The 18,751-nt window shown below is 69.0% G+C and carries 21 protein-coding genes; 10 read left to right on the top strand and 11 right to left on the bottom strand.

Features of this window, described 5'->3' with window-relative positions:
• Window positions 1-49 precede the first annotated feature (49 nt).
• The 3 genes from ACX80N_RS08820 to ACX80N_RS08810 all read left to right on the top strand — a co-directional run bounded on the left by ACX80N_RS08820 (window position 50) and on the right by ACX80N_RS08810 (window position 2,745).
• Window positions 50-760: a response regulator transcription factor gene (locus tag ACX80N_RS08820; RefSeq protein WP_105031248.1), complete on the top strand. Its 711-nt coding sequence runs from the start codon at window positions 50-52 to the stop codon at window positions 758-760.
• Window positions 761-769: 9 nt separating this feature from the next.
• The gene (locus ACX80N_RS08815) at window positions 770-2,389 is read left to right on the top strand and encodes a sensor histidine kinase (RefSeq protein ID WP_459339068.1); all 1,620 of its coding nucleotides are present in this window, start codon (window positions 770-772) and stop codon (window positions 2,387-2,389) included.
• Between the two features lie 65 nt (window positions 2,390-2,454).
• A complete protein-coding gene (locus ACX80N_RS08810; protein ID WP_105031249.1) occupies window positions 2,455-2,745 on the top strand; it encodes a WXG100 family type VII secretion target in 291 nt (96 codons plus the stop codon).
• A gap of 431 nt (window positions 2,746-3,176) precedes the next feature.
• On the opposite strand, the gene groL is transcribed toward ACX80N_RS08810, so the two are convergent.
• From groL to ACX80N_RS08795, 3 genes are all read right to left on the bottom strand, one after another.
• Window positions 3,177-4,811: a chaperonin GroEL gene (groL, locus tag ACX80N_RS08805; protein ID WP_105031250.1), complete on the bottom strand. Its 1,635-nt coding sequence runs from the start codon at window positions 4,809-4,811 to the stop codon at window positions 3,177-3,179.
• A gap of 391 nt (window positions 4,812-5,202) precedes the next feature.
• The gene (locus ACX80N_RS08800) at window positions 5,203-5,823 is read right to left on the bottom strand and encodes a LytR C-terminal domain-containing protein (RefSeq protein ID WP_459339067.1); all 621 of its coding nucleotides are present in this window, start codon (window positions 5,821-5,823) and stop codon (window positions 5,203-5,205) included.
• 37 nt (window positions 5,824-5,860) lie between these two features.
• Complete coding sequence (locus ACX80N_RS08795) at window positions 5,861-6,166, bottom strand: DUF3263 domain-containing protein (RefSeq protein ID WP_459339066.1); 306 nt, start codon at window positions 6,164-6,166, stop codon at window positions 5,861-5,863.
• Window positions 6,167-6,276: 110 nt separating this feature from the next.
• Between ACX80N_RS08795 and ACX80N_RS08790 the strand changes: the two genes are divergently transcribed.
• Window positions 6,277-7,116: a uracil-DNA glycosylase gene (locus ACX80N_RS08790; RefSeq protein ID WP_105031253.1), complete on the top strand. Its 840-nt coding sequence runs from the start codon at window positions 6,277-6,279 to the stop codon at window positions 7,114-7,116.
• A gap of 114 nt (window positions 7,117-7,230) precedes the next feature.
• On the opposite strand, the gene ACX80N_RS08785 is transcribed toward ACX80N_RS08790, so the two are convergent.
• The 3 genes from ACX80N_RS08785 to ACX80N_RS08775 are packed head-to-tail and all read right to left on the bottom strand — an operon-like array spanning window position 7,231 to window position 11,096.
• Entirely contained in the window at window positions 7,231-8,928 is a 1,698-nt protein-coding gene (locus ACX80N_RS08785) for a threonine/serine exporter family protein (RefSeq protein ID WP_459339065.1), read from the bottom strand.
• A gap of 51 nt (window positions 8,929-8,979) precedes the next feature.
• Entirely contained in the window at window positions 8,980-10,053 is a 1,074-nt protein-coding gene (locus ACX80N_RS08780; RefSeq protein ID WP_459339064.1) for a lipid II:glycine glycyltransferase FemX, read from the bottom strand.
• Window positions 10,054-10,055: 2 nt separating this feature from the next.
• Window positions 10,056-11,096 carry a lipid II:glycine glycyltransferase FemX gene (locus ACX80N_RS08775; RefSeq protein WP_459339063.1) on the bottom strand — a complete coding sequence of 347 codons (1,041 nt, stop codon included), beginning with the start codon at window positions 11,094-11,096 and terminating at the stop codon, window positions 10,056-10,058.
• Window positions 11,097-11,220: 124 nt separating this feature from the next.
• On the opposite strand from ACX80N_RS08775, the gene ACX80N_RS08770 reads away from it, so the two are divergent.
• The 4 genes from ACX80N_RS08770 (at window position 11,221) to ACX80N_RS08755 (ending at window position 14,963) form a co-directional block, all read left to right on the top strand.
• Entirely contained in the window at window positions 11,221-12,225 is a 1,005-nt protein-coding gene (locus ACX80N_RS08770; RefSeq protein WP_459339062.1) for an aldo/keto reductase family protein, read from the top strand.
• A gap of 17 nt (window positions 12,226-12,242) precedes the next feature.
• Window positions 12,243-13,088: an NAD-dependent epimerase/dehydratase family protein gene (locus tag ACX80N_RS08765; protein WP_459339272.1), complete on the top strand. Its 846-nt coding sequence runs from the start codon at window positions 12,243-12,245 to the stop codon at window positions 13,086-13,088.
• 97 nt (window positions 13,089-13,185) lie between these two features.
• A complete protein-coding gene (locus ACX80N_RS08760) occupies window positions 13,186-13,653 on the top strand; it encodes a hypothetical protein (protein ID WP_459339061.1) in 468 nt (155 codons plus the stop codon).
• A 218-nt stretch (window positions 13,654-13,871) separates the two neighbouring features.
• On the top strand, window positions 13,872-14,963 hold the full coding sequence (locus ACX80N_RS08755) for an alkene reductase (protein ID WP_459339060.1): 1,092 nt from the start codon (window positions 13,872-13,874) through the stop codon (window positions 14,961-14,963).
• A 34-nt stretch (window positions 14,964-14,997) separates the two neighbouring features.
• On the opposite strand, the gene ACX80N_RS08750 is transcribed toward ACX80N_RS08755, so the two are convergent.
• Window positions 14,998-15,540 carry a hypothetical protein gene (locus ACX80N_RS08750; protein WP_459339059.1) on the bottom strand — a complete coding sequence of 181 codons (543 nt, stop codon included), beginning with the start codon at window positions 15,538-15,540 and terminating at the stop codon, window positions 14,998-15,000.
• A 124-nt stretch (window positions 15,541-15,664) separates the two neighbouring features.
• Here ACX80N_RS08750 and ACX80N_RS08745 point away from each other — a divergent pair, with 124 nt between their 5' ends.
• Window positions 15,665-15,811, top strand: a complete 147-nt coding sequence (locus tag ACX80N_RS08745) for a hypothetical protein (protein WP_157940189.1) — start codon at window positions 15,665-15,667, stop codon at window positions 15,809-15,811.
• A 198-nt stretch (window positions 15,812-16,009) separates the two neighbouring features.
• Here the strand turns inward: ACX80N_RS08745 and ACX80N_RS08740 are convergent, their stop codons facing one another.
• From ACX80N_RS08740 to ACX80N_RS08725, 4 genes are all read right to left on the bottom strand, one after another.
• Window positions 16,010-16,282, bottom strand: coding sequence for a hypothetical protein (locus ACX80N_RS08740; RefSeq protein WP_157940190.1), 273 nt, complete (start codon window positions 16,280-16,282; stop codon window positions 16,010-16,012).
• Between the two features lie 103 nt (window positions 16,283-16,385).
• Window positions 16,386-17,318, bottom strand: coding sequence for an SDR family NAD(P)-dependent oxidoreductase (locus ACX80N_RS08735; protein WP_459339058.1), 933 nt, complete (start codon window positions 17,316-17,318; stop codon window positions 16,386-16,388).
• 162 nt (window positions 17,319-17,480) lie between these two features.
• On the bottom strand, window positions 17,481-17,855 hold the full coding sequence (locus ACX80N_RS08730) for a hypothetical protein (protein WP_459339057.1): 375 nt from the start codon (window positions 17,853-17,855) through the stop codon (window positions 17,481-17,483).
• A gap of 48 nt (window positions 17,856-17,903) precedes the next feature.
• On the bottom strand, window positions 17,904-18,149 hold the full coding sequence (locus tag ACX80N_RS08725; RefSeq protein ID WP_240615039.1) for a hypothetical protein: 246 nt from the start codon (window positions 18,147-18,149) through the stop codon (window positions 17,904-17,906).
• A gap of 64 nt (window positions 18,150-18,213) precedes the next feature.
• Here ACX80N_RS08725 and ACX80N_RS08720 point away from each other — a divergent pair, with 64 nt between their 5' ends.
• A complete protein-coding gene (locus tag ACX80N_RS08720) occupies window positions 18,214-18,717 on the top strand; it encodes a metallophosphoesterase family protein (protein ID WP_459339056.1) in 504 nt (167 codons plus the stop codon).
• The last annotated feature ends 34 nt before the right edge of the window (window positions 18,718-18,751 follow it).

The raw sequence follows: 18,751 nt of genomic DNA, 5'->3' as shown, positions 1-18,751 counted from the left end.
CACAGCAACGCTCCAGCCAGTTCACAGGCAAAACGCGGATACTGATGGGGTGAAGAAAACAGCCCCCGAAGCGAAACTGCTGGTCGTCGATGACGAACCGAACATCCGCGAACTCCTCTCGACCTCCCTGAGGTTCGCCGGCTTCGACGTGGTCGCTGCTGCCAACGGGCGCGACGCCCTCGCTGCGGCCGAGACCCACAATCCGGACCTCGCGGTGCTCGACGTCATGCTGCCGGACATGGACGGCTTCACCGTCACGCGTCGGCTACGGGCGGCCGGCCGCCACTTCCCGGTCGTGTTCCTCACCGCCCGGGACGACACCGATGACAAGGTCACCGGACTGACGGTCGGCGGCGACGACTACGTCACCAAGCCGTTCAGCCTCGACGAGGTGGTGGCCCGCATCCGGGCCGTGCTGCGACGCACTCATCCCCTCGAGGACGACGACGCCGTAATCCGCGTCGACGATCTCGAGCTCGACGACGACGCCCACGAGGTGCGGCGCGGCGGCGAGACGATCGATCTCTCTCCCACCGAGTTCAAGCTCCTGCGATACCTCATGATGAACCCGAACCGGGTGCTGTCGAAGGCCCAGATCCTGGACCACGTCTGGGAGTACGACTTCAACGGCGATGCCTCGATCGTGGAGTCCTACATCTCCTACCTGCGCCGGAAGATCGACAGGAATCCCGACGCCGTCGCCCTCATCCAGACCAAGCGCGGCGTGGGATACCTGCTCCGCACCGCCGACAAGCGGTAGCGCGACCCCTTGATCAAGCGCTGGAACGCGGCGTCGCTCCGCTCGCAGCTCGTCGCGATCATCATGCTCCTCATGATCGTCACGGTGGGCATCACGGGGCTCGCCACCGTCTCGCTCCTGCGTGACGGGCTGATCGACCGGGTGGACGCCGATCTCCAGAGCAACGCACGGGCCGTGGCGGCCGAGATCTACTCTGCCGAGCCGCAGGCCGACGGCGCCGTCCTGCGGTACTACGCAGCCGTGCTGGACCGGAACGGCACCAAGCTCGTGGCCAACCAGTCCGACGACGCCGAGGACATCCCCGACCTCGCGGGCATCACCGCGGAACGAATCATCGAGCTGAACAGCGACGGCTTCGACGTGGCCAGCACGGACGCCGGCAGCGAGGGCTGGCGCGTGCGGATCTTCCGGTTCGCCAACACCGAGGGCTACCTCGCGATCGCCTCCCGGCTGAACACGGTCAACGAGTCGCTGCAGGAGGCCGGTGAGATCATCTTCACGTCGGGTCTTGTCACCACGGCGCTGGCCTCGCTCATCGCGTTCGTGACCGTGACGCGGCAGTTCGCCCCCCTCGCCCGCGTGGAGCGTACGGCCGCCGCCATCGCCGCCGGTGACCTGTCACGCCGCGTCGCCGTCGAACGTCCCTCCACCGAGATCGGCCGGCTGTCGAGGTCCCTCAACGCGATGCTCGCGCACATCGAACGTGCATTCGCCGCCCGGACCACATCGGAGACGAAGATGCGGCGTTTCGTCGCGGACGCCTCGCACGAGCTGAGGACGCCGCTCGTCACCATCCGCGGCTACTCCGAGCTCTACCGCCACGGCGCCCTGCAGAAGGAGGAGGACGTCGCCGCCGCCATGGGCAGGATCGAGAGCGAGGCCATCCGGATGGGGCAGCTGGTCGAGGACCTCCTGACGCTCGCGAGGATCGACGAACAGCGCCCCCTCGAAGTGAAGCCCGTGGATCTCATGGTGCTCGGTCACGATGCGGCCTTCGACGCCCGGGCCACCGCACCCGGCCGGCAGATCACCGTCATCGGGCTCGACGGCGGCAACCCGCGCTCCGCGCCCACACGGGGTGATGAGGCCCGCCTGCGCCAGGTGGTGGCCAACCTGCTGACCAATGCCCTGCGCTACACGCCCGAGGGCTCCCCCATCGAGATCGCCGTCGGCACCGCGCCCGTCCTGCACGGTCACAGTGACGCCGTCCTGGAGGTTCGGGATCACGGCCCCGGCATCTCCGAGGACGACGCCGCCAAGGTCTTCGAGCGGTTCTACCGCGCCGACAGCTCCCGGCACCGGGAGACGGGCGGCACCGGGCTCGGCCTGGCGATCGTGGCCGCGCTCGTGGCCCAACACGACGGCTCGGTCCGGCTGGAGGAGACACCGGGCGGGGGCGCCACCCTGTCGATCCGGTTGCCGCACATGCCCACCGAGGATCAGGCCGACGACGCCGACGATCAGGACCATGATCAGTCCGACGGCGGCGATCAGGCACACGACGACGACGACGGCGGCAGCGCCGAGCCGGCCGGCGGCGCTCGGACGCATGCCTACTCGGACGGCATCACTCCCCCGCGCGCCCCCACGACGTCGCCGGTTGTCCACAAACAGCACGACGAGCGCTGACCGGCCTCCGCTCTGCCCTAGCGTCGCTCTCGTCAGAGGAAGCGCGAGGACACGGGAGCAACGCAATGGCATTCTTCAACGTAGACACCGACAGCCTGGCCGCTAGGAGCAGCCAGGTGCAGGGGACCATCGTGAGGCTGCAGGCGGAGGTCGACTCCATGCAGGCCGGGCTCCGTGAACTCGAGGGCCTCTGGACCGGCCAGGCCGCCACCAATTTCCAGAACCTGATCCTGCAGTGGCGGGCCACCCAGCAGCAGGTCGAGGAGTCCCTCGTCGGCATCAACGAGGCGCTCACCATCGCCACGCAGCAGTACGCCGACGCTGAGCAGAGCAATGCCCGCATGTTCATGGGCTGACCCGGCTGGTGCGAGGACGGAGGACAGCAGCCGGACCAACGTCGGCCGCCGTCCTCCGCGGACCGCGGCGCCCAGGGACTCCCGCACACTTGCGGGTCGTCTCCCGCCACGCCGGGCACGACCCGGACAGGATGTCGGGGGCTCGGCCCCACGCGGTCGCCCTCGCGGTCACGGACGCTTCCACGGACCCGGGCGCGATCCCCGGAGGGGTTGCGGTCGCGGTCGCTGTCACGGCCGCGGAAGCAGTCACTGTCCCGGGAGCCGTCCGGCCATGGGAGCCGTCGCGGTCGTTGTCACCGTCGCGGTCGCGGTTACGGACGTGCCTGACGGGACACTGACCGCTCCCGTCCGTGCCGTAGATGCCGAAAGGGCGGCACCCCCGTGGGAGTGCCGCCCTTCTCGAGCTGCGTCGGCGGGTAGCGCCGTACGGGCTAGAAGCCGCCCATACCGCCCATGCCACCCATGTCGTCGCCACCGCCGGCAGGGGCTGCCTTCTCCGGCTTGTCGGCCACGACGGCCTCGGTGGTGAGGAACAGGCCCGCGATCGACGCTGCGTTCTGCAGGGCCGAACGAGTGACCTTCACGGGGTCGTTGACGCCGGCGGCGAGGAGGTCCTCGTACTCACCGGTGGCCGCGTTGAGGCCGTGGCCTGCGGGCAGGCCGCGGACCTTGTCGACGACGACGCCGGGCTCGAGGCCCGCGTTGAACGCGATCTGCTTCAGCGGGGCGTCGATGGCGACGCGGACGATGTTCGCACCCGTCGCTTCGTCGCCCGAGAGCTCCAGGTTGGCGAACGCCTTGGCGCCGGCCTGGATGAGGGCTACGCCACCACCGGCGACGATGCCTTCCTCGACGGCGGCCTTCGCGTTGCGGACGGCGTCCTCGATGCGGTGCTTGCGCTCCTTGAGTTCGACCTCCGTCGCTGCGCCGGCCTTGATGACTGCAACGCCACCGGCCAGCTTGGCCAGGCGCTCCTGCAGCTTCTCGCGGTCGTAGTCGGAGTCGGAGTTCTCGATCTCGGCGCGGATCTGGGCCACACGACCGGCGATGGCGTCGGCGTCGCCGGCTCCTTCGACGATGGTGGTCTCGTCCTTGGTCACGACGACCTTGCGCGCGGTACCGAGCAGGTCGATGGTGGCGGTCTCGAGCTTGAGGCCCACCTCCTCGGCGATGACCTGGCCACCCGTCAGGATGGCGATGTCGGCGAGCTGCGCCTTACGACGGTCACCGAAGCCCGGAGCCTTCACGGCGACGGACTTGAAGGTACCGCGGATCTTGTTGACCACGAGGGTCGCCAGTGCTTCACCTTCGATGTCCTCGGCGATGATCAGCAGCGGCTTGCCGGACTGCATGACCTTCTCGAGGACGGCGACGAGATCCTTCACGTTGCTGATCTTCGAGTTGACGATCAGGATGTAGGGATCCTCGAGCACCGTCTCCTGGCGCTCGGCGTCGGTGACGAAGTAGCCCGAGATGTAGCCCTTGTCGAAGCGCATGCCCTCGGTGAGTTCGAGCTCGAGGCCGAAGGTGTTCGACTCCTCGACGGTGATGACGCCTTCCTTGCCCACCTTGTCGAGGGCTTCGGCGATCAGATCACCGATCTGCGTGTCGCCGGCGGAGATGGAGGCCGTGGCAGCGATCTGCTCCTTGGTCTCGATCTCCTTGGCCGACGCGAGCAGCTCGTCGGTCACGGCCTTGACGGCCTTCTCGATGCCGCGCTTCAGGCTCAGGGGGTCGGCTCCGGCCGCGACGTTGCGCAGGCCTTCCTTGACGAGCGCCTGGGCGAGCACGGTGGCGGTGGTGGTTCCGTCGCCTGCGACGTCGTCGGTCTTCTTGGCGACCTCCTTGACGAGTTCGGCGCCGATCTTCTCGAACGGATCGTCGAGCTCGATCTCCTTGGCGATGGACACACCGTCGTTCGTGATGGTGGGGGCACCCCACTTCTTCTCGAGCACGACGTTGCGGCCACGGGGGCCGAGCGTTACCTTGACGGCATCGGCGAGGATGTTGAGGCCTCGCTCGAGGCCGCGGCGGGCTTCTTCATCAAAAGAAATGATCTTGGCCATAGCGGCTTAGGTCCTTTCGGGGACGGTTACATCTGAAGCACGTGAATGCTCTGCCTGTGTGCGGTGCCCGCGACGGCCGGGCGCTGCCCGGACGATCTCTTTCACGCCCGGTGCATCGCCCCCACCACAGAGGTTTGTCTGCTTCACTCGCCGCGCCCAGATTTAGCAGTCTGTGCGCGCGAGTGCCAACTCAATAATTAGCACTCCCACCCCGCGAGTGCAACCTGTACGGGAGCCTCAGACGCCATTGCCAGGGTGGACAGCGAGGGGCGCACGGTGTGGGGATCTCGCCGGTCCAGGTTGCGGCCACGGCCGGTCACGATGGACAGGTAGGCCCTCCAGCACCGGTTCCTCGCGTCGAGGAGCCATCCCTCGGACGGCGTCGTGACGGTCACCGGAATTCCGGCCCGAGCACCACCGAGATGTCCGGGGAGATCTCGGGACTGTCCACGAGGTCCGTGATGCCGAGGTCTGCCGCCACGGCCTCCGCTGCGGCCCGCTGCGCCTCCCCGTTGTAGAAGATCACGGACACCCCCTGAGGTGCGCCGGTCCAGTTGCCGGGCAGGGCCGATGTCCAGCCTTCGGCGGCCAGACGTGCGGCCGCAACGGAGGCCTGACCGGGAGCGCCGGTGGCGTTGAGGACATTGACCGTTTGCGCACGGTCCGTCTCGTCGTCGGCGTCGCGCGTGGACGTGGCTTCCGCGCCCGCTTCGTCCTCGGCGTCCGAGGTCGACCCAGCCGAGGTGGACGGCTCGGCCGACGCGTCCTGGGCCTCGGCCGTGCTGGAGGCCGTACCGGACAACGCGGCAGCGGAGCCGTCACCGCCGACGACGAAGCCCAGCCGGGGAAGGATGAAGTAGGCACCCACCCCGATCAGGAGCGCGAGCACTCCCACCGTGATCTTGAGCGCCAGTCCGTTCGACCCTGCCGGGATGAGCCGCTGCCGATGGACGCCCTGCCGCGCGGAAGACTCCGGGACCTTGTCGAACTCGTCCCGTGGGTGATCAGTCATGGGTCAGGGTGGTCCTTCGTTCGTGAAGAGGGCTGGACTAGATGTCCGCACCGAGTCGGCGGGCGGATCGGGCCCTCTGACGGGTTGATCGCAGGCGCCTCAGTCGCTTCACGAGCATGGGGTCGTGCGCGAGGGCTGCCTCGGTGTCGATCAATGCGTTGAGCACCTGGTAGTAGTGCGTGGCTGACATGTTGAACAGGTCCCGGATCGCCTGCTCCTTGGCGCCGGAATACTTCCACCACTCGCGTTCGAGAGCGAGCATGCGCTGTTCACGGTCACCCACGGCCAGTTTCGCGTCCTGTGCGGAAGCAGTAGTGTCCGAGTGCCCCTGTGGCTCGGCCATCGCGCTACCGCCTTCCCTCCGACTGGCACATCTGTCATCCAATCGTAGAGGGGAATTACAGGCATGTCATTCCGGCGGTGCCCACAGGAGTCGCGCGCAAGAATGGGCTCATGACCTCCGACGACGGCACCCTCTTCGATCTTCCCGAGACCCCTCCCGCGAGCAGTGCAGCAGGCGATCCACGCGTCCGCGCAGCCCGTAAGGCGGCAGGTACAACGATCCCGTCACCCAACGAATCGGTGTTCCCGTTCGCGGCACCGGCTTCCATCGGCGATCTGGTCCCCGCCGACTGGGCGGCAGCGCTGGAACCTGTGGAGCCCGTCCTCCACCAGCTCGCCACGTCCCTCGCGGCCGATCTCGACGACGGACGGCGGGTACTGCCCGACGCGCGCCACATCCTGAGGGCCTTCACCACACCGCTGGACCGCGTCCGGGTGGTCATCGTGGGACAGGATCCCTACCCGACCGTCGGTCATGCAGTCGGTCTGAGCTTCGCCGTCGATCCGGCGACACGACCGATACCCCGCAGCCTGGCGAACATCTACCGGGAGTTGGCCTCGGACACGGGGACAGCCCCGCCCGCGACCGGAGACCTGTCGGGCTGGGCCGAGCAGGGAGTGCTCCTGCTCAACCGGGTACTGACGGTCCGCGCCGGAGAGACGGCGTCCCATCGGGGGCTCGGCTGGGAGCTCGTGACCGATGCCGCGATCCGGGCGCTCGTGGCGCGGGGCGGGCCACTCGTGGCCATTCTCTGGGGCAAGGACGCCCTGCGCCTGAAGCCCCTGCTCGGCTCCACGCCCACCGTCGAATCCGTCCACCCGAGTCCGCTCTCCGCCTCGCGGGGGTTCTTCGGCTCGCGGCCCTTCACGCGGGTGAACGACCTCCTGATGCAGCAGGGCGCCGACCCCATCGACTGGTCGCGCACCTCGACGAACCGCACGGGGTCCTAGGCGGCGACGTCAGCAGACAGTCGGGACCCGGATGACGACAGGTAGCAACGTCGGTGCCGGCAAGCGGGGACCCGACGCGATCGACGCCGGCGGCCTCACCGGCGGCGAAGGGGCCTACCGCCGTCGGTTCCGCTGCCGCTCGTTCGAGCTCAGCTTCCGGGTGAAGGGCCGCGCCAGGTTGTCTCCGAGGACCACCCCCGCGGCGATCGCCAGCACGATCGTGAGCGCGTTGAAGAGGCCGAACGCGCCGTCGCTCGCCACCCCCGAGTCGATGGTGAGCATGTACATGGACCGGAAGACGGTCAGTCCCGGGTAGAGGAACAGGACCGCAGGGACGGCGACGACCAGCTGCGGAGCGCCGAAACGGAGCGCGACGACGCGCGAGAGGGCACCGATCAGGATGGCCGCGAGCGCCGGCGCGAGCCGGTAGCCCACGCCCGCCGCCGTGGCGCTGATCAGCAGGAGGTATCCGGCGACCGCCACGAGCGACGTCGGGATCACGAGCTTCACGTCCGTCTGCTCCGCGATGCAGATCATCGCCACTGCGACGAAGGTGAGCACGGCGACCACGGGCCAGGGATACTGGCTGCCGGAGGACTCCAGCACCTCCAGTTCGGGGATCCCGAGGGCCGTACCGGCCACCAGCGCGACGGCGATCCCGGCCACCAGCGCCGCGAAGACGAGGATCGCCGAGAGGAACCTCCCCGCGGCGGTGACCGGGAAGCCGTTGATGGCATCCTGGGTCGCCGAGACGAGTCGACCTGTGGGCAGGAGCAGGAGGATGCCTCCCACCACCACGAGGGCCGGGGCGATCGGGACCTGCAGCCACCAGAACAGCAGCGCGATCAGGGTGACGAGCGCTGACGACGTCGCGACGGAGAAGAACTCGGGGACACGCCATTCTCCGAGCTTGCGGCTGACGAGGTCCACGAGGATGCAGCTGACGAACCCGACGAGTGAGCCCAGCGGTGTCCCGCCGACGAACGCGACGATCGCCGCCGCGAAGATCCCGAAGGCCGCCGTCACCATCCAGCGTGGGAACGGCTTGGGCCGGTGGATGATCTCGTCCAGCCGCTGGGTCGCCTCCGTACGGGAGACGCCGCCGTCGGCGATGTCGGACACCAGCCGGTGGATGGCGGTGAGACCGGCATAGTTGTTCGTCCAGGAGCGCACCACCCGCAGGACGGTCGTCGGCGTCTGGTCCCTGGCCGAGTAGTTGATCACCACCGACTGGTTGGTGATGTCCACCTCGATGTGCTCGAGCCCGAAGGCCGCCGTGACCGCGATGATGCTCGTCTCGACCTCGAGGGCCCCGGCGCCGTAGCGGAACATCGTCTCGGCGAGGTTGAGGGCGAAGTCCAGGGCCTTGCGGGCGCTGGCGTCGGGGCCCCCGACGTGGATCGTGGGATTCGCGTACGGGCTGCCGGCAAGCCGCTCCACGATGCTCATGGCCTGGGTGGGCGGGGCCTCTCCCTGCACCAGGCGGCGGAGCACGCTGCGTGCCGCCGCGTTGGGACGGCTCGACGACGGCACGCTCTGCGGTGTGGTGGGCAGCGCATCGGCCGGCTTCGTGACGGCCTGCCGCTGCCGGCTCTGCCGTTGCGGCTTCGGCGCGGCTGCAGGACGCCGGGACGGCGCGCCGGTCTTCGGCGGCTTCCGGCCACCGCTCCCCCTGCCCGCGGCGAGCCGGTTCTTCTCGTCGTCGCTCGGGTCGAAGGGACGCTGGATCACCGGGAGCGCCTGGGCGACGGGTGACGGGTTGGTGGTCGGCGAGCGGCCATCCACCGGTTCGTCATGCTGACCCTCGGTCATGGGAGCACCTCTTGATCGTCCCTCTGGGTGGTTCGGGGGGTCTGGGAAGGCCTAGTAGAAAGGCTGCCGGTGACGACGCCAGTGGATCTGGCGTGCGACGCGCTCACCCATCGCCTGCCAGACACGGTAGGTGCGCGGCCGCACCACGGCGTCGTAGCATCCTGCGAAGTCGGTCACCGTCTTGGTGAAGCTCGTCTTGAACATGCCCAGGCCGTACTGCGGGTGGTCCTTGTCCTTGAGCCGGTCAGCCGGAGGGGTGCCGCAGAAGTCGTATTCGCGGGCCCCGAGGCGCTTCATGTCGAGGATCGCCTCCCACTGGACGAGATGGGAGTCCCCGTACTGGCTGCGCTTGGGCAGGGAGCCGCCGTCCTTGTAGGTGGCCTTCTCCCCGTACAGGATGACGAACGCACCGACCGAGGGCCTCCCGTCCTCGAAGACGAAGTAGAAGCGGCCCATGCCTGCGTCGACGAACTCCTGCCAGAAGCCCCGGTAGTACTCGTACGGCCTCGGCACGGCGGACAGGCGGCCCTGCTGGGCCTGGCCGATCAGCGCATACATGGTCCGGTACGTCTCCTCGGAGGGCTCCACGCGCTGCGCCTGGACGCCGTCCCGGAGGGCGCGACGCACGGCGTTGCGTCCGCGGGACGAGAGGTTCCGCAGGAGCTGGTTCTCGTCGGGGGTGAGGTCCAGGAGGGCGGTGCTGTCATTGGCCTGGATGTTGAACGACTTCACCAGCCCCGCCCCGGTGAACAGTGCCCTCACCTCGTCGGAATCGGGGACGTCGGGCTCGATCTTCACCGCGAAGACCCGCCCCGGCTGACGCCGGGCGTAGGCGACGACCGCGTCGGTGAAAGGCGGGACGTCCTCCGGCACGGCGGTGTCGGGGCCCTTGATGAGGTACCACAGGGCGCCGAGCGCGGGGATGCTGCGCTGGTAGGCGATGACATAGCTCGTGTAGGCGTCGGACTCGACGGCGAGATGGATCGGCGTCCAGCCCTGGCGCTGCTTGACGCGGCTGAACGGCCCCGACTGGAGGACGTTGCCGCCCAGCGGGTTGGCCGGCACGAGCTCGTCCCAGCGCTCCACCTCGGCCGCCGTGGCGGCGCGTGCGGTGAACTTCGTCATGCTCAGTACCAGCTCTCGTGGTGGCGCATGCGATGCAGCTTCAAGGTCGCGCGCTCGCCGATCCGTGTCCAGGCCCGGTGCCGCAGTGCTTTGACGGGGAGGTCGAAGGTCCCCACGAAATCGGTGATGGTGGAGTTGAACCCGGTCTTGAACATCCCGATCCCGTAGTGCTCGTGGTCCTTGTTCTTCGCCTCGCTCGACGGCGGTGCACCGCAGAGGTCGTACTGCGTGACGCCCCGGATCTTCAGCCATTCGATCGCCGCCACCTCGAGCAGGGCACTGGCTCCGCGGACGGTGCGCTTGCGCGTGCTCGCGGCGTCCTTGCGGCTCGCCTTCGCCCCCAGGACCATGATGAAGTCGGCGGACACCACCTCACCCTCGACGTAGGCGAACAGGAACGCTCCCGCCTGCGCTCGGGCGTGCCGCTGCCAGAAGGAGGTGTAGTACTCCTCGCTGCGGATGGAGAAGCTGCCCTCGGCCGTCTCGTCCAGCAGGCGGTAGAAGATCCTACAGTTCTCGTCGTCGACCTCGACCACGCGGGTCTCGACACCGGCCTTGCGGGCCGCGCGGATGTTGTACCTGGTCTTCGATCCGAACGAGGCCTCGATGCTCTCGAGGTCACCCGAGATGTCGAGGACCACCGTGGACACGTTCGGCTGCACGTTGGTGGTGCGCACCAGCCCTGCCGCCTCCAGCGCTTCCGCCACCTCGGGGTCGGAGGGGAGCTCGGGGTCGATCTTGATGCCGAACACCCCACGGCCGGCCGCGAAGGCCTTCAGTTCGGGCAGCAGTGCGGCGAGGGACGCCGCGTCCTCCACGCCCGGCCCCTTCGGGACGTACCAGTAGCGCCCCAGCGGAAGGACGGTTTTCTGCAGCACCGTGAGGGCCACGCCGTCCAGGCGCAGATACACCGGCGTCCAGCCCGTGGCGCGCTTCTGCTCGGCGAATTCCCGCCCCTGCATCACGTTCCCGCCGTCCGGATTCTCGCTGATGATGCTGTTCCAACGGGCAACCTCGTCGGGCGTTGCAAAGCGGGTAGTCATGATGATCGAGTCTACGGCAGGGCCCGAATCCCCTCCAAAGCACCACTCCGTAGCATCACTCCCCCGCACGGTGGTTGCCTGCGGAACCTATCGCTCGGCGAGCCGACGCGGCTAGCATCGCCCTATGGACTTCAGACACCTCGGCAACAGCGGATTCAAGATCTCGGAGATCACCTACGGCAACTGGCTCACCCACGGATCGCAGGTGGAGAACGACGTCGCGACCCGTTGCGTGCGCGCAGCACTCGACGTCGGCATCACCACGTTCGACACCGCGGACGTGTACGCGAACACGGCGGCGGAGACCGTCCTCGGCGAGGCGCTGAAGGGTGAGCGCCGGCAGTCGCTCGAGATCTTCACGAAGGTCTGGGGGCCCACGGGGCCGAAGGGCCACAACGACGTCGGGCTGTCCCGCAAGCACATCATGGAGTCGATCGACGGCTCCCTGCAGCGCCTGCAGACGGACTACGTGGACCTGTACCAGGCCCACCGCTACGACTACGCGACCCCGCTCGAGGAGACGATGCAGGCGTTCGCCGACATCGTGCGCCAGGGCAAGGCGCTCTACATCGGTGTCAGCGAGTGGACAGCGCAGCAGATCCGCGACGGGCACGCCCTGTCCAAGGAGCTCGGCTTCCAGCTGATCTCCAACCAGCCGCAGTACTCGATGCTGTGGCGGGTCATCGAGGGCGAGGTCGTCCCGACGTCGGAGGAGCTCGGCCTGTCCCAGATCGTCTGGTCGCCCGTCGCGCAGGGCGTGCTGACCGGCAAGTACAAGCCGGGGCAGCAGCCCGAGCAGGGGACGCGGGCCTCGGACGAGAAGGGCGGCGCCGACATGATCAAGCGCTGGATGGGCGACGAGGTCCTCACCGGCGTCCAGAAGCTCGCGCCCATCGCCGACGGCGTGGGCCTCACCATGGCGCAGCTCGCGATCGCGTGGGTGCTGCAGAACAGCAACGTCGCCTCGGCGATCATCGGCGCCTCGCGCCCCGAGCAGGTGGAGTCGAACGCGGCCGCCGCGGGCGTGAAGCTGGACGACGACGTCATGAAGGCGATCGACGACGCCATCGGCGGCCTCGCCGAGACCGACGTCGAGAAGACCGTCTCCCCCGCGGACCGGCCGGCCTGATGGGGGACCCCACCCCCCTGAACGTCGCGGTCACGGGATCGAACGGCAAGCTCGGCCGCAGCGTGGTGCGCGGCCTGCGCGAGGCCGGGCACACCGTGCTCGAGCTCGACCAGCACGGCGAGCGCAGCCCGGAGTTCCTGCGCATCGATCTGCGGGACTACGGACAGGTGGTCGATGCGCTCCTCGGCGTGGACGACCGGCACAGCGGCTTCGACGCCGTCGTGCACCTCGGGGCCATCCCTGCCCCGGGGCTGCAGGCGGACGTGGCGACGTTCCACAACAACATGGCGGCCACCTACAACGTCTTCCAGGCGTGCCGTCGGGCCGGCATCAGGCGGATCGTCTACGCGTCCAGCGAGACGGTCCTCGGGCTGCCCTTCGACACGCCTCCCCCGTACATCCCCGTCGACGAGGACTACCCGGCCCGGCCCGAGAGCACCTACTCGCTGGTGAAGCACCTGGAGGAGCAGCTGGCCATCGAGTTGACGCGCTGGGATCCGCAGCTGAGCATCACGGCGCTGCGGTTCTCGAACGTCATGGACCCCGAGGACTATGCGGAGTTCCCGTCCTTCGACGCCGATGCCACGGCCCGCAAGTGGAACCTGTGGGGCTACATCGACGGGCGCGACGGCGCCCAGGCCGTGGCGAAGGCCTTGGAGAACGCCGCACCGGGCTTCGACCGCTTCATCATCGCCGCGGCGGACACCGTCATGACGCGCGCGAGCGCGGAGCTCGCGGCGGAGGTGTTCTCCGGCGTCGCCCTGACGCGGGCCGTGGAGGGCACCGAGACGCTCCTCTCGATCACCAGGGCACGCACCGTGCTGGGGTACGAGCCCCGGCACAGCTGGCGCGACCACGTCTAGCTCCTGCGCCCGGGCGGCAATGCGAACTGTCGTCCGGGCAGGAAGATCAGTAGGCTGATGATCGAAGGATGCGCAGCACCGATGAAAGGCAGAGAAGATGACCGAGAACCTTCCCGATGAGGAACTGACCATCGTGGGCGAGGAGCCCGAGACGCCGAACGATGCGCTCGCACCCGAAGCCTTCGACCCCGTGCTCGAGGGTCGGCCCGACGATTACGAGGGTGCGGCGGAGATCAACCCCGACCGATGGCAGGAGGACCCACTCCTGCAGGACGAGCCCGGCGCTGCCGTGACCGGCGACGACGAGAACGACTTCGACGAGAACGGTGTCTCCGCGATCGGCGAGGAGGGGTACCTCAGCGACCAGACCCTCCGCGACGAGACGGCCGAGGTGCGCTTCGCTCACGGTGATGAGCAGGTCCCGCCGGGCGAGCCCATGATGGGCGAGGCCGCCGCGGACGTGGACTTCGGCATGATGGAGGACGACGAGGTGGACGCGAGCGACGATCCCGCCAACCGCGGCGGCTCTCCGCTCAGCGCCATGGACGAGCAGGACGTCACGTAGCGGACGGCTCCTGAAGGACGAGGCCCCGGGCACGCGCCCGGGGCTTCGTCATGTGCCCGACCGTCCGGTATCGTCCCGGTGTCGCCTCCCCGACCCGGGACACCGAGGCCGTGGACCAGGACCACCGACGACGACGGCGTGACCCGTCCCACATCCGGAATAGCCCCCGGTCGAGGCCGGTTACCGCCCGGTAGGAAACCTACCGGAAAGCAGGCCTCGTGAAGCTCTTCTCCCCCCTGACCCTCGGCACCCTCGAGCTCCCCAACCGCGTCGTCATGGCGCCCCTCACCCGGGTGCGCTCGGGCGAGGCCGGCATCCCCGGCGACATGGTCGTGGAGCACTACCGCCAGCGCGCCTCCCTCGGTCTGATCGTCAGCGAGGGGACCTACCCCAGCCACGCCGGGCAGGGCTTCCCGGGCCAGCCGGGCCTGGTCGAGGACGAGCAGCTGGCCGGCTGGAAGCGGGTAACGGACGCGGTGCACGCCGACGGCGGACGCATCGTGGCCCAGGTCATGCACGCCGGACGCGTGACCCACCCGGACACCAACGGCGGGTACGAGGTGGTGGCCCCGAGCGCGATCGCGATCGACGGCACCACGCGCACCAGCACCGGGAAGCAGCCCTATCCGGTACCGCACGCCCTCACCACGGACGAACTCCCCGGCATCATCGAGGAGTTCGTCACTGCCTCGCGCCGCGCGATCGACCACGCCGGATTCGACGGCGTCGAACTCCACGGTGCCAACGGCTACCTGCTGCACGAGTTCCTCTCGCCGGAATCGAACCAGCGGACCGATGCGTACGGCGGAACCCCCGAGAAGCGTGCGCGGTTCGTCATCGAGCTCGTCACCGCCGTCGTCGCGGAGGTGGGCGCCGAGAAGGTGGGACTGCGCATCTCACCCGCCCACAACATCCAGGACGCCCTCGAGACCGAGGCCTCCGAGGTCCATGCCACCTACGGCACGCTCGTGGACGCCCTCGCGCCGCTGGGGCTCGCCTACCTCAGCGTGCTGCACGCCGAGCCCACCGGGAACCTGATCCAGGACCTGCGGACGCGCTTCGGCGGGCCCGTCCTGATCAACAGCGGCTTCGGCGTGATCACCAACCGCGAGGAGGCCATCGCGATCCTCGAGGACGGCGTGGGAGACGCCGTCGTCGTCGGCCGTCCCGCCATCGCCAACCCCGACCTCGCGCGCCGCTGGCGGGAGAACCTGCCGGAGAACGAGCCGAACTCCGCGACGTTCTACTCGACCGGCCCGGAAGGGTACACGGACTACCCGTTCTACGACGGTTCGGCCAACGCCAACTGATCGCCTGAACCGATCCGCGCGGAAGGCGCTCCCGTCATGTGACGGGGGCGCCTTCTTCAGTGGGCAGGGTGCCCCGGCTCACGGTCGTACGCCCGCCCGCTCCTCCGCTCGCACTCCGGCGGAGCACCCCGTTCCTCAGCCGGGGGTACTGCGCCACCGCCCAGGCGATCACGAGCGCGGCTGCCAGGTGGGTGTGGAGCATGAGCATGATCTCCGGCGAGTGCCCCTGGCCTGCCCCTGAGACCACGGGCACCCCATCGTGGTGCACGCCGGTCGGGGCGACAGTCGATGACGCCCCCGCCCCCAACCCGCCGAGCAGCCAGTGGAGCATCTGCTGCGCCACCCCGAGCAGCAGCAGGACCACCCATCCGGGCGGGCGGGCCTGTGCCACGAGCGTCGCCGCGAGAACGGCGAGTGCCGCCAGTCCGCCGAGGATCGGCAGGCTCGGCAGCACACCTCCCGAGAGGGCATGGGCCGCCAGACCGAATCCGAGCGACAGCAACCCCACACCGGCGGACCGCGAGATCATCCGTGCGCGGTCGACGGGCTGGGACACGGCGTCCCCGGGAGCTTCCATGTCCTGATCGTAAGCATGCTGACGACTCCCCGTCACGCGCAACGTGCGGGTTATGCTCGCGGCGCCCTGTCCGTAGACTCACCATAAGGGGGCTTACCTTCCCCGCAACCGAAAGGATGAGCGCATGTCAGAGAACCCAGGCGGCCAGGACGGCACCCGCGACCCGGCGTCAGCAGATAGCGACTCGGACGCGTACCCGGAAACGGTCCGCGCGCGCCCCGACGAGCCCGCAGAGGGCGCGGATTCCGACGACAAGGACGGCGGCTCGTAGCAGCCCCGCACCGCAGCATGACAGCCATGAGCGCCGGCCCCAGGGCCGGCGCTCATGCGTTCAGGCACTGGGTGGTGCCCTCCAGCGGGCTGGAGCCCCTCGGGAACGAAGAGCATGCCCGGCGGCGGGCCTTCGCAGCCGGTCGAGCGGGAACCGGCGATCCGGCGTCACACCACCGCGGCTGTCGCTGACGGGAGGTTAACGTCGGCGTCGCTGAACGGCTTGCCGGCCGAGCTCTGCCACGGCTGCCGCCGCGACGACGAACGAGAGCGCGATGACGGCCAGCATCACGTACAGGAACACCAGGGTGGTCATGGGTGACGAGGCCGAATGCAGGATGCGCAGCCCGCCCAGCAGCCCGACGGCCCAGAAGACTCCCACGCCCAGGAGCGCGTAGGCCGCGCGACGGTGCCCGCGGTCGAAGCCCATGCTCCGGGCGCATTGTGCGAGCAGACCCTGCCATTGATTCATGCCTCAACTATCGCTGGGCCATCGGGAAGCTCTGCCCGTCCCCGGTATCGTGTCCGTCACATTGACAGCGGCCCCCAAGTGGTGCAGGAGGGGCCATAGGGGCTCATGGTGCAGGAGGGGTGCTGTCTCCTCGGCGCCGCGGGACGTGCCGCAACCCGGGCAGGATCCGCCATCCTCCCGTGACGCCCGTGGCGTCCCGCTCGGGCTGGAACACGTTGCCCGGACTGTCCTGCACCGACCCGCGCTTCAGAGCGATGATCGGGTACACGCGCGCGACGACAGACTCGTAGACGGCGGGGGCGAGCGCCCGCGCGTGGACGAACAGCGACTGGATGCGACCGACCTGCGTCAGCCTGCGGGGACGGCGGGAGACGCGGACGATGGCGCGGGCCACCCGGACGGGATCCGTGACCGGGGGCGGCGGACGCACGGGCCTGCCCGTGTAGTTCGCGGCGTGCTGGTGGATCGGGGTGTCGATGGTCGCCGGGAGGACCGCGCAGACGTGAATTCCCGGCGCCCCGCGCAACTCCATGCGCAGCACCTCGAGGAAGCCGAGGAGCCCGAACTTGCTCGTGATGTAAGGGCTCACCAGGGGCGAGGTGATCCGTGAGTAGACGGACGCCACGGACACCAGGACACCCCTGTCCTGGCGCCGGAAGACCCGCAGCGCAGCACGTGCACCGTAGACCTGACCGAGCAGGTTCACCTCGACGAGCCGGTCGAAGACCTCCGACGGCGTCTGCTCGAAGGTTCCGAAGCTGTAGAGCGAGGCGTTGCCGACCCACACGTCGATGCCGCCGAAGCGCTGCACCGCGGCATCGGCCAGACCCTCGACGTCGGCTTCCGAGGAGACATCCGTGGGCACGGTGATGACCTGCGCTCCCCGGTCCCGGCACTCCGCCGCGACGACCTCGAGCGTGTCCGCGTCCCGCCCGGCGAGGACGAGCCGGGCGCCGTCGTCGGCGAACAGGCGAGCCGTCGCCCGTCCGATGCCGCTCGACGCTCCCGTGATCACCACGATCACCGCTTCGTCCATCCGCCTACCTCCCGCTCTGCCGGACCGTGTACTCCTCCGCGTCACCTTTCGAGTCTTCGGGGCCGACCGCGAATTGTCACGCACTTCCGCATGCGCGATGCGCCCTGCGAACGTGTGAAGGGAGCCCTCACGGAGGACCCCCTTCACGGGTGCCAGTACCTGTCAGCGGCGCCGATCCTGATCGTTGGTGACGTCCGGGTCCAGCGAATCGGCCTCCTGATGGTGGTGCATCACCTTCTCGCGCAGTCCCTGGGCGTCGGCCTGCCGCTGCTCGGCCTGCTGCCGCAGCCGCTCGGCCTCTACCTCGGCCCTCTGCGCCTCGGCCTCCGCCATGGAGGCCTTGGCTTCGCGTTCCCGCGCCTCGAGCTCCGTGGCTCTCGCCTGCTCACGCATCTCCGCGGCCCGCTGCCGGTCCTTCTCCTCCTGGTGCTTGCGCTGCGCCGCCCCCCGCTTGCGCGCCAGGACCGCGATCACGGCGACGATGGCGAGCAGGACCACGATCCCGACGATGATCCATACCACTTGGCCTGTATCCACTGCTTGCTCCCTCACTCGTCGACAGCGGCGGGGCGCCGCCGGAACCCGCTAGCCTCCGAAGCCACCCAGTCCGGGGATCTTGCCCAGCAGGTCCTTGGGGTTGATGCCGAACTTGGCGAGGAGGTCCGAGTGCTGCTCCGGGTCCACCTGGTCCGGGAGCTCGGACTGTGCCTGATCCGCGTGATCCTGCTTGCCCTGGCTCTTCAGCAGCTCGATGATCTGCGACTTGTCAATCTGCATTTCCTGCTCCTCGTCGTACCGGTTCCCATTAGTAAGCGTGCTGAGGAAGAGCATGGCACAGGCCCTTCCACTTGTCACGGGCACCCGGACACGCCCGACGCGCCGGAGAATGGACGGCATGGCCCTCACCCTGACGCTCCTCGCCGACACCCATCTGCCCCGGCGTGCGAAGGAGCTGCCCGGCGAGGTGTGGGCCGCGGTGGAGTCCTCGGACGTCGTCGTACACGCCGGCGACTGGACGGAGCTGCCATTGTTGGAGGACCTGGAGTCCCGCGCGAACCGCCTGATCGCCTGCTACGGCAACAATGACGGCGCCGGGCTCAGGGCCCGCCTGCCGCTGATCGCTCGGGCGGAGCTCGAGGGCGTGCGGCTCGCCGTCGTGCACGAGACCGGGCAGAAGCAGGGCCGTGAGGCGCGCATGGCCGCGCTGTACCCCGACACCGACGTCCTGGTCTTCGGGCACAGCCACATCCCGTGGGACACCCGCGCGGACACCGGGCTGCGGCTCCTGAATCCAGGCTCCCCCACCGACCGCCGTCGCCAGCCCTACTGCACCTACATGACCGCGGTGGTCACGGCGGGCCGGCTCGACGTCGTCACGCACCGGCTTCCCCCGCGGTAGCCCGCACCGCGCCGCGCGTCCAGTGCCTGCGCAC

Source organism: Arthrobacter sp. MDT2-16, from assembly GCF_054510925.1.
This window is presented reverse-complemented; position numbering and strand designations above follow the sequence as displayed.

What these genes read in the sequence shown, in the direction of transcription:
- ACX80N_RS08810 (WP_105031249.1), top strand. Translation starts at nt 2,455, where the DNA reads ATGGCATTCTTCAACGTAGACACCGACAGCCTGGCCGCTAGGAGCAGC.
- groL (WP_105031250.1), bottom strand. Translation starts at nt 4,811, where the DNA reads ATGGCCAAGATCATTTCTTTTGATGAAGAAGCCCGCCGCGGCCTCGAG.
- ACX80N_RS08800 (WP_459339067.1), bottom strand. Translation starts at nt 5,823, where the DNA reads ATGACTGATCACCCACGGGACGAGTTCGACAAGGTCCCGGAGTCTTCC.
- ACX80N_RS08795 (WP_459339066.1), bottom strand. Translation starts at nt 6,166, where the DNA reads ATGGCCGAGCCACAGGGGCACTCGGACACTACTGCTTCCGCACAGGAC.
- ACX80N_RS08790 (WP_105031253.1), top strand. Translation starts at nt 6,277, where the DNA reads ATGACCTCCGACGACGGCACCCTCTTCGATCTTCCCGAGACCCCTCCC.
- ACX80N_RS08785 (WP_459339065.1), bottom strand. Translation starts at nt 8,928, where the DNA reads ATGACCGAGGGTCAGCATGACGAACCGGTGGATGGCCGCTCGCCGACC.
- ACX80N_RS08780 (WP_459339064.1), bottom strand. Translation starts at nt 10,053, where the DNA reads ATGACGAAGTTCACCGCACGCGCCGCCACGGCGGCCGAGGTGGAGCGC.
- ACX80N_RS08775 (WP_459339063.1), bottom strand. Translation starts at nt 11,096, where the DNA reads ATGACTACCCGCTTTGCAACGCCCGACGAGGTTGCCCGTTGGAACAGC.
- ACX80N_RS08770 (WP_459339062.1), top strand. Translation starts at nt 11,221, where the DNA reads ATGGACTTCAGACACCTCGGCAACAGCGGATTCAAGATCTCGGAGATC.
- ACX80N_RS08760 (WP_459339061.1), top strand. Translation starts at nt 13,186, where the DNA reads ATGACCGAGAACCTTCCCGATGAGGAACTGACCATCGTGGGCGAGGAG.
- ACX80N_RS08750 (WP_459339059.1), bottom strand. Translation starts at nt 15,540, where the DNA reads ATGGAAGCTCCCGGGGACGCCGTGTCCCAGCCCGTCGACCGCGCACGG.
- ACX80N_RS08745 (WP_157940189.1), top strand. Translation starts at nt 15,665, where the DNA reads ATGTCAGAGAACCCAGGCGGCCAGGACGGCACCCGCGACCCGGCGTCA.
- ACX80N_RS08740 (WP_157940190.1), bottom strand. Translation starts at nt 16,282, where the DNA reads ATGAATCAATGGCAGGGTCTGCTCGCACAATGCGCCCGGAGCATGGGC.
- ACX80N_RS08735 (WP_459339058.1), bottom strand. Translation starts at nt 17,318, where the DNA reads ATGGACGAAGCGGTGATCGTGGTGATCACGGGAGCGTCGAGCGGCATC.
- ACX80N_RS08725 (WP_240615039.1), bottom strand. Translation starts at nt 18,149, where the DNA reads ATGCTCTTCCTCAGCACGCTTACTAATGGGAACCGGTACGACGAGGAG.
- ACX80N_RS08720 (WP_459339056.1), top strand. Translation starts at nt 18,214, where the DNA reads ATGGCCCTCACCCTGACGCTCCTCGCCGACACCCATCTGCCCCGGCGT.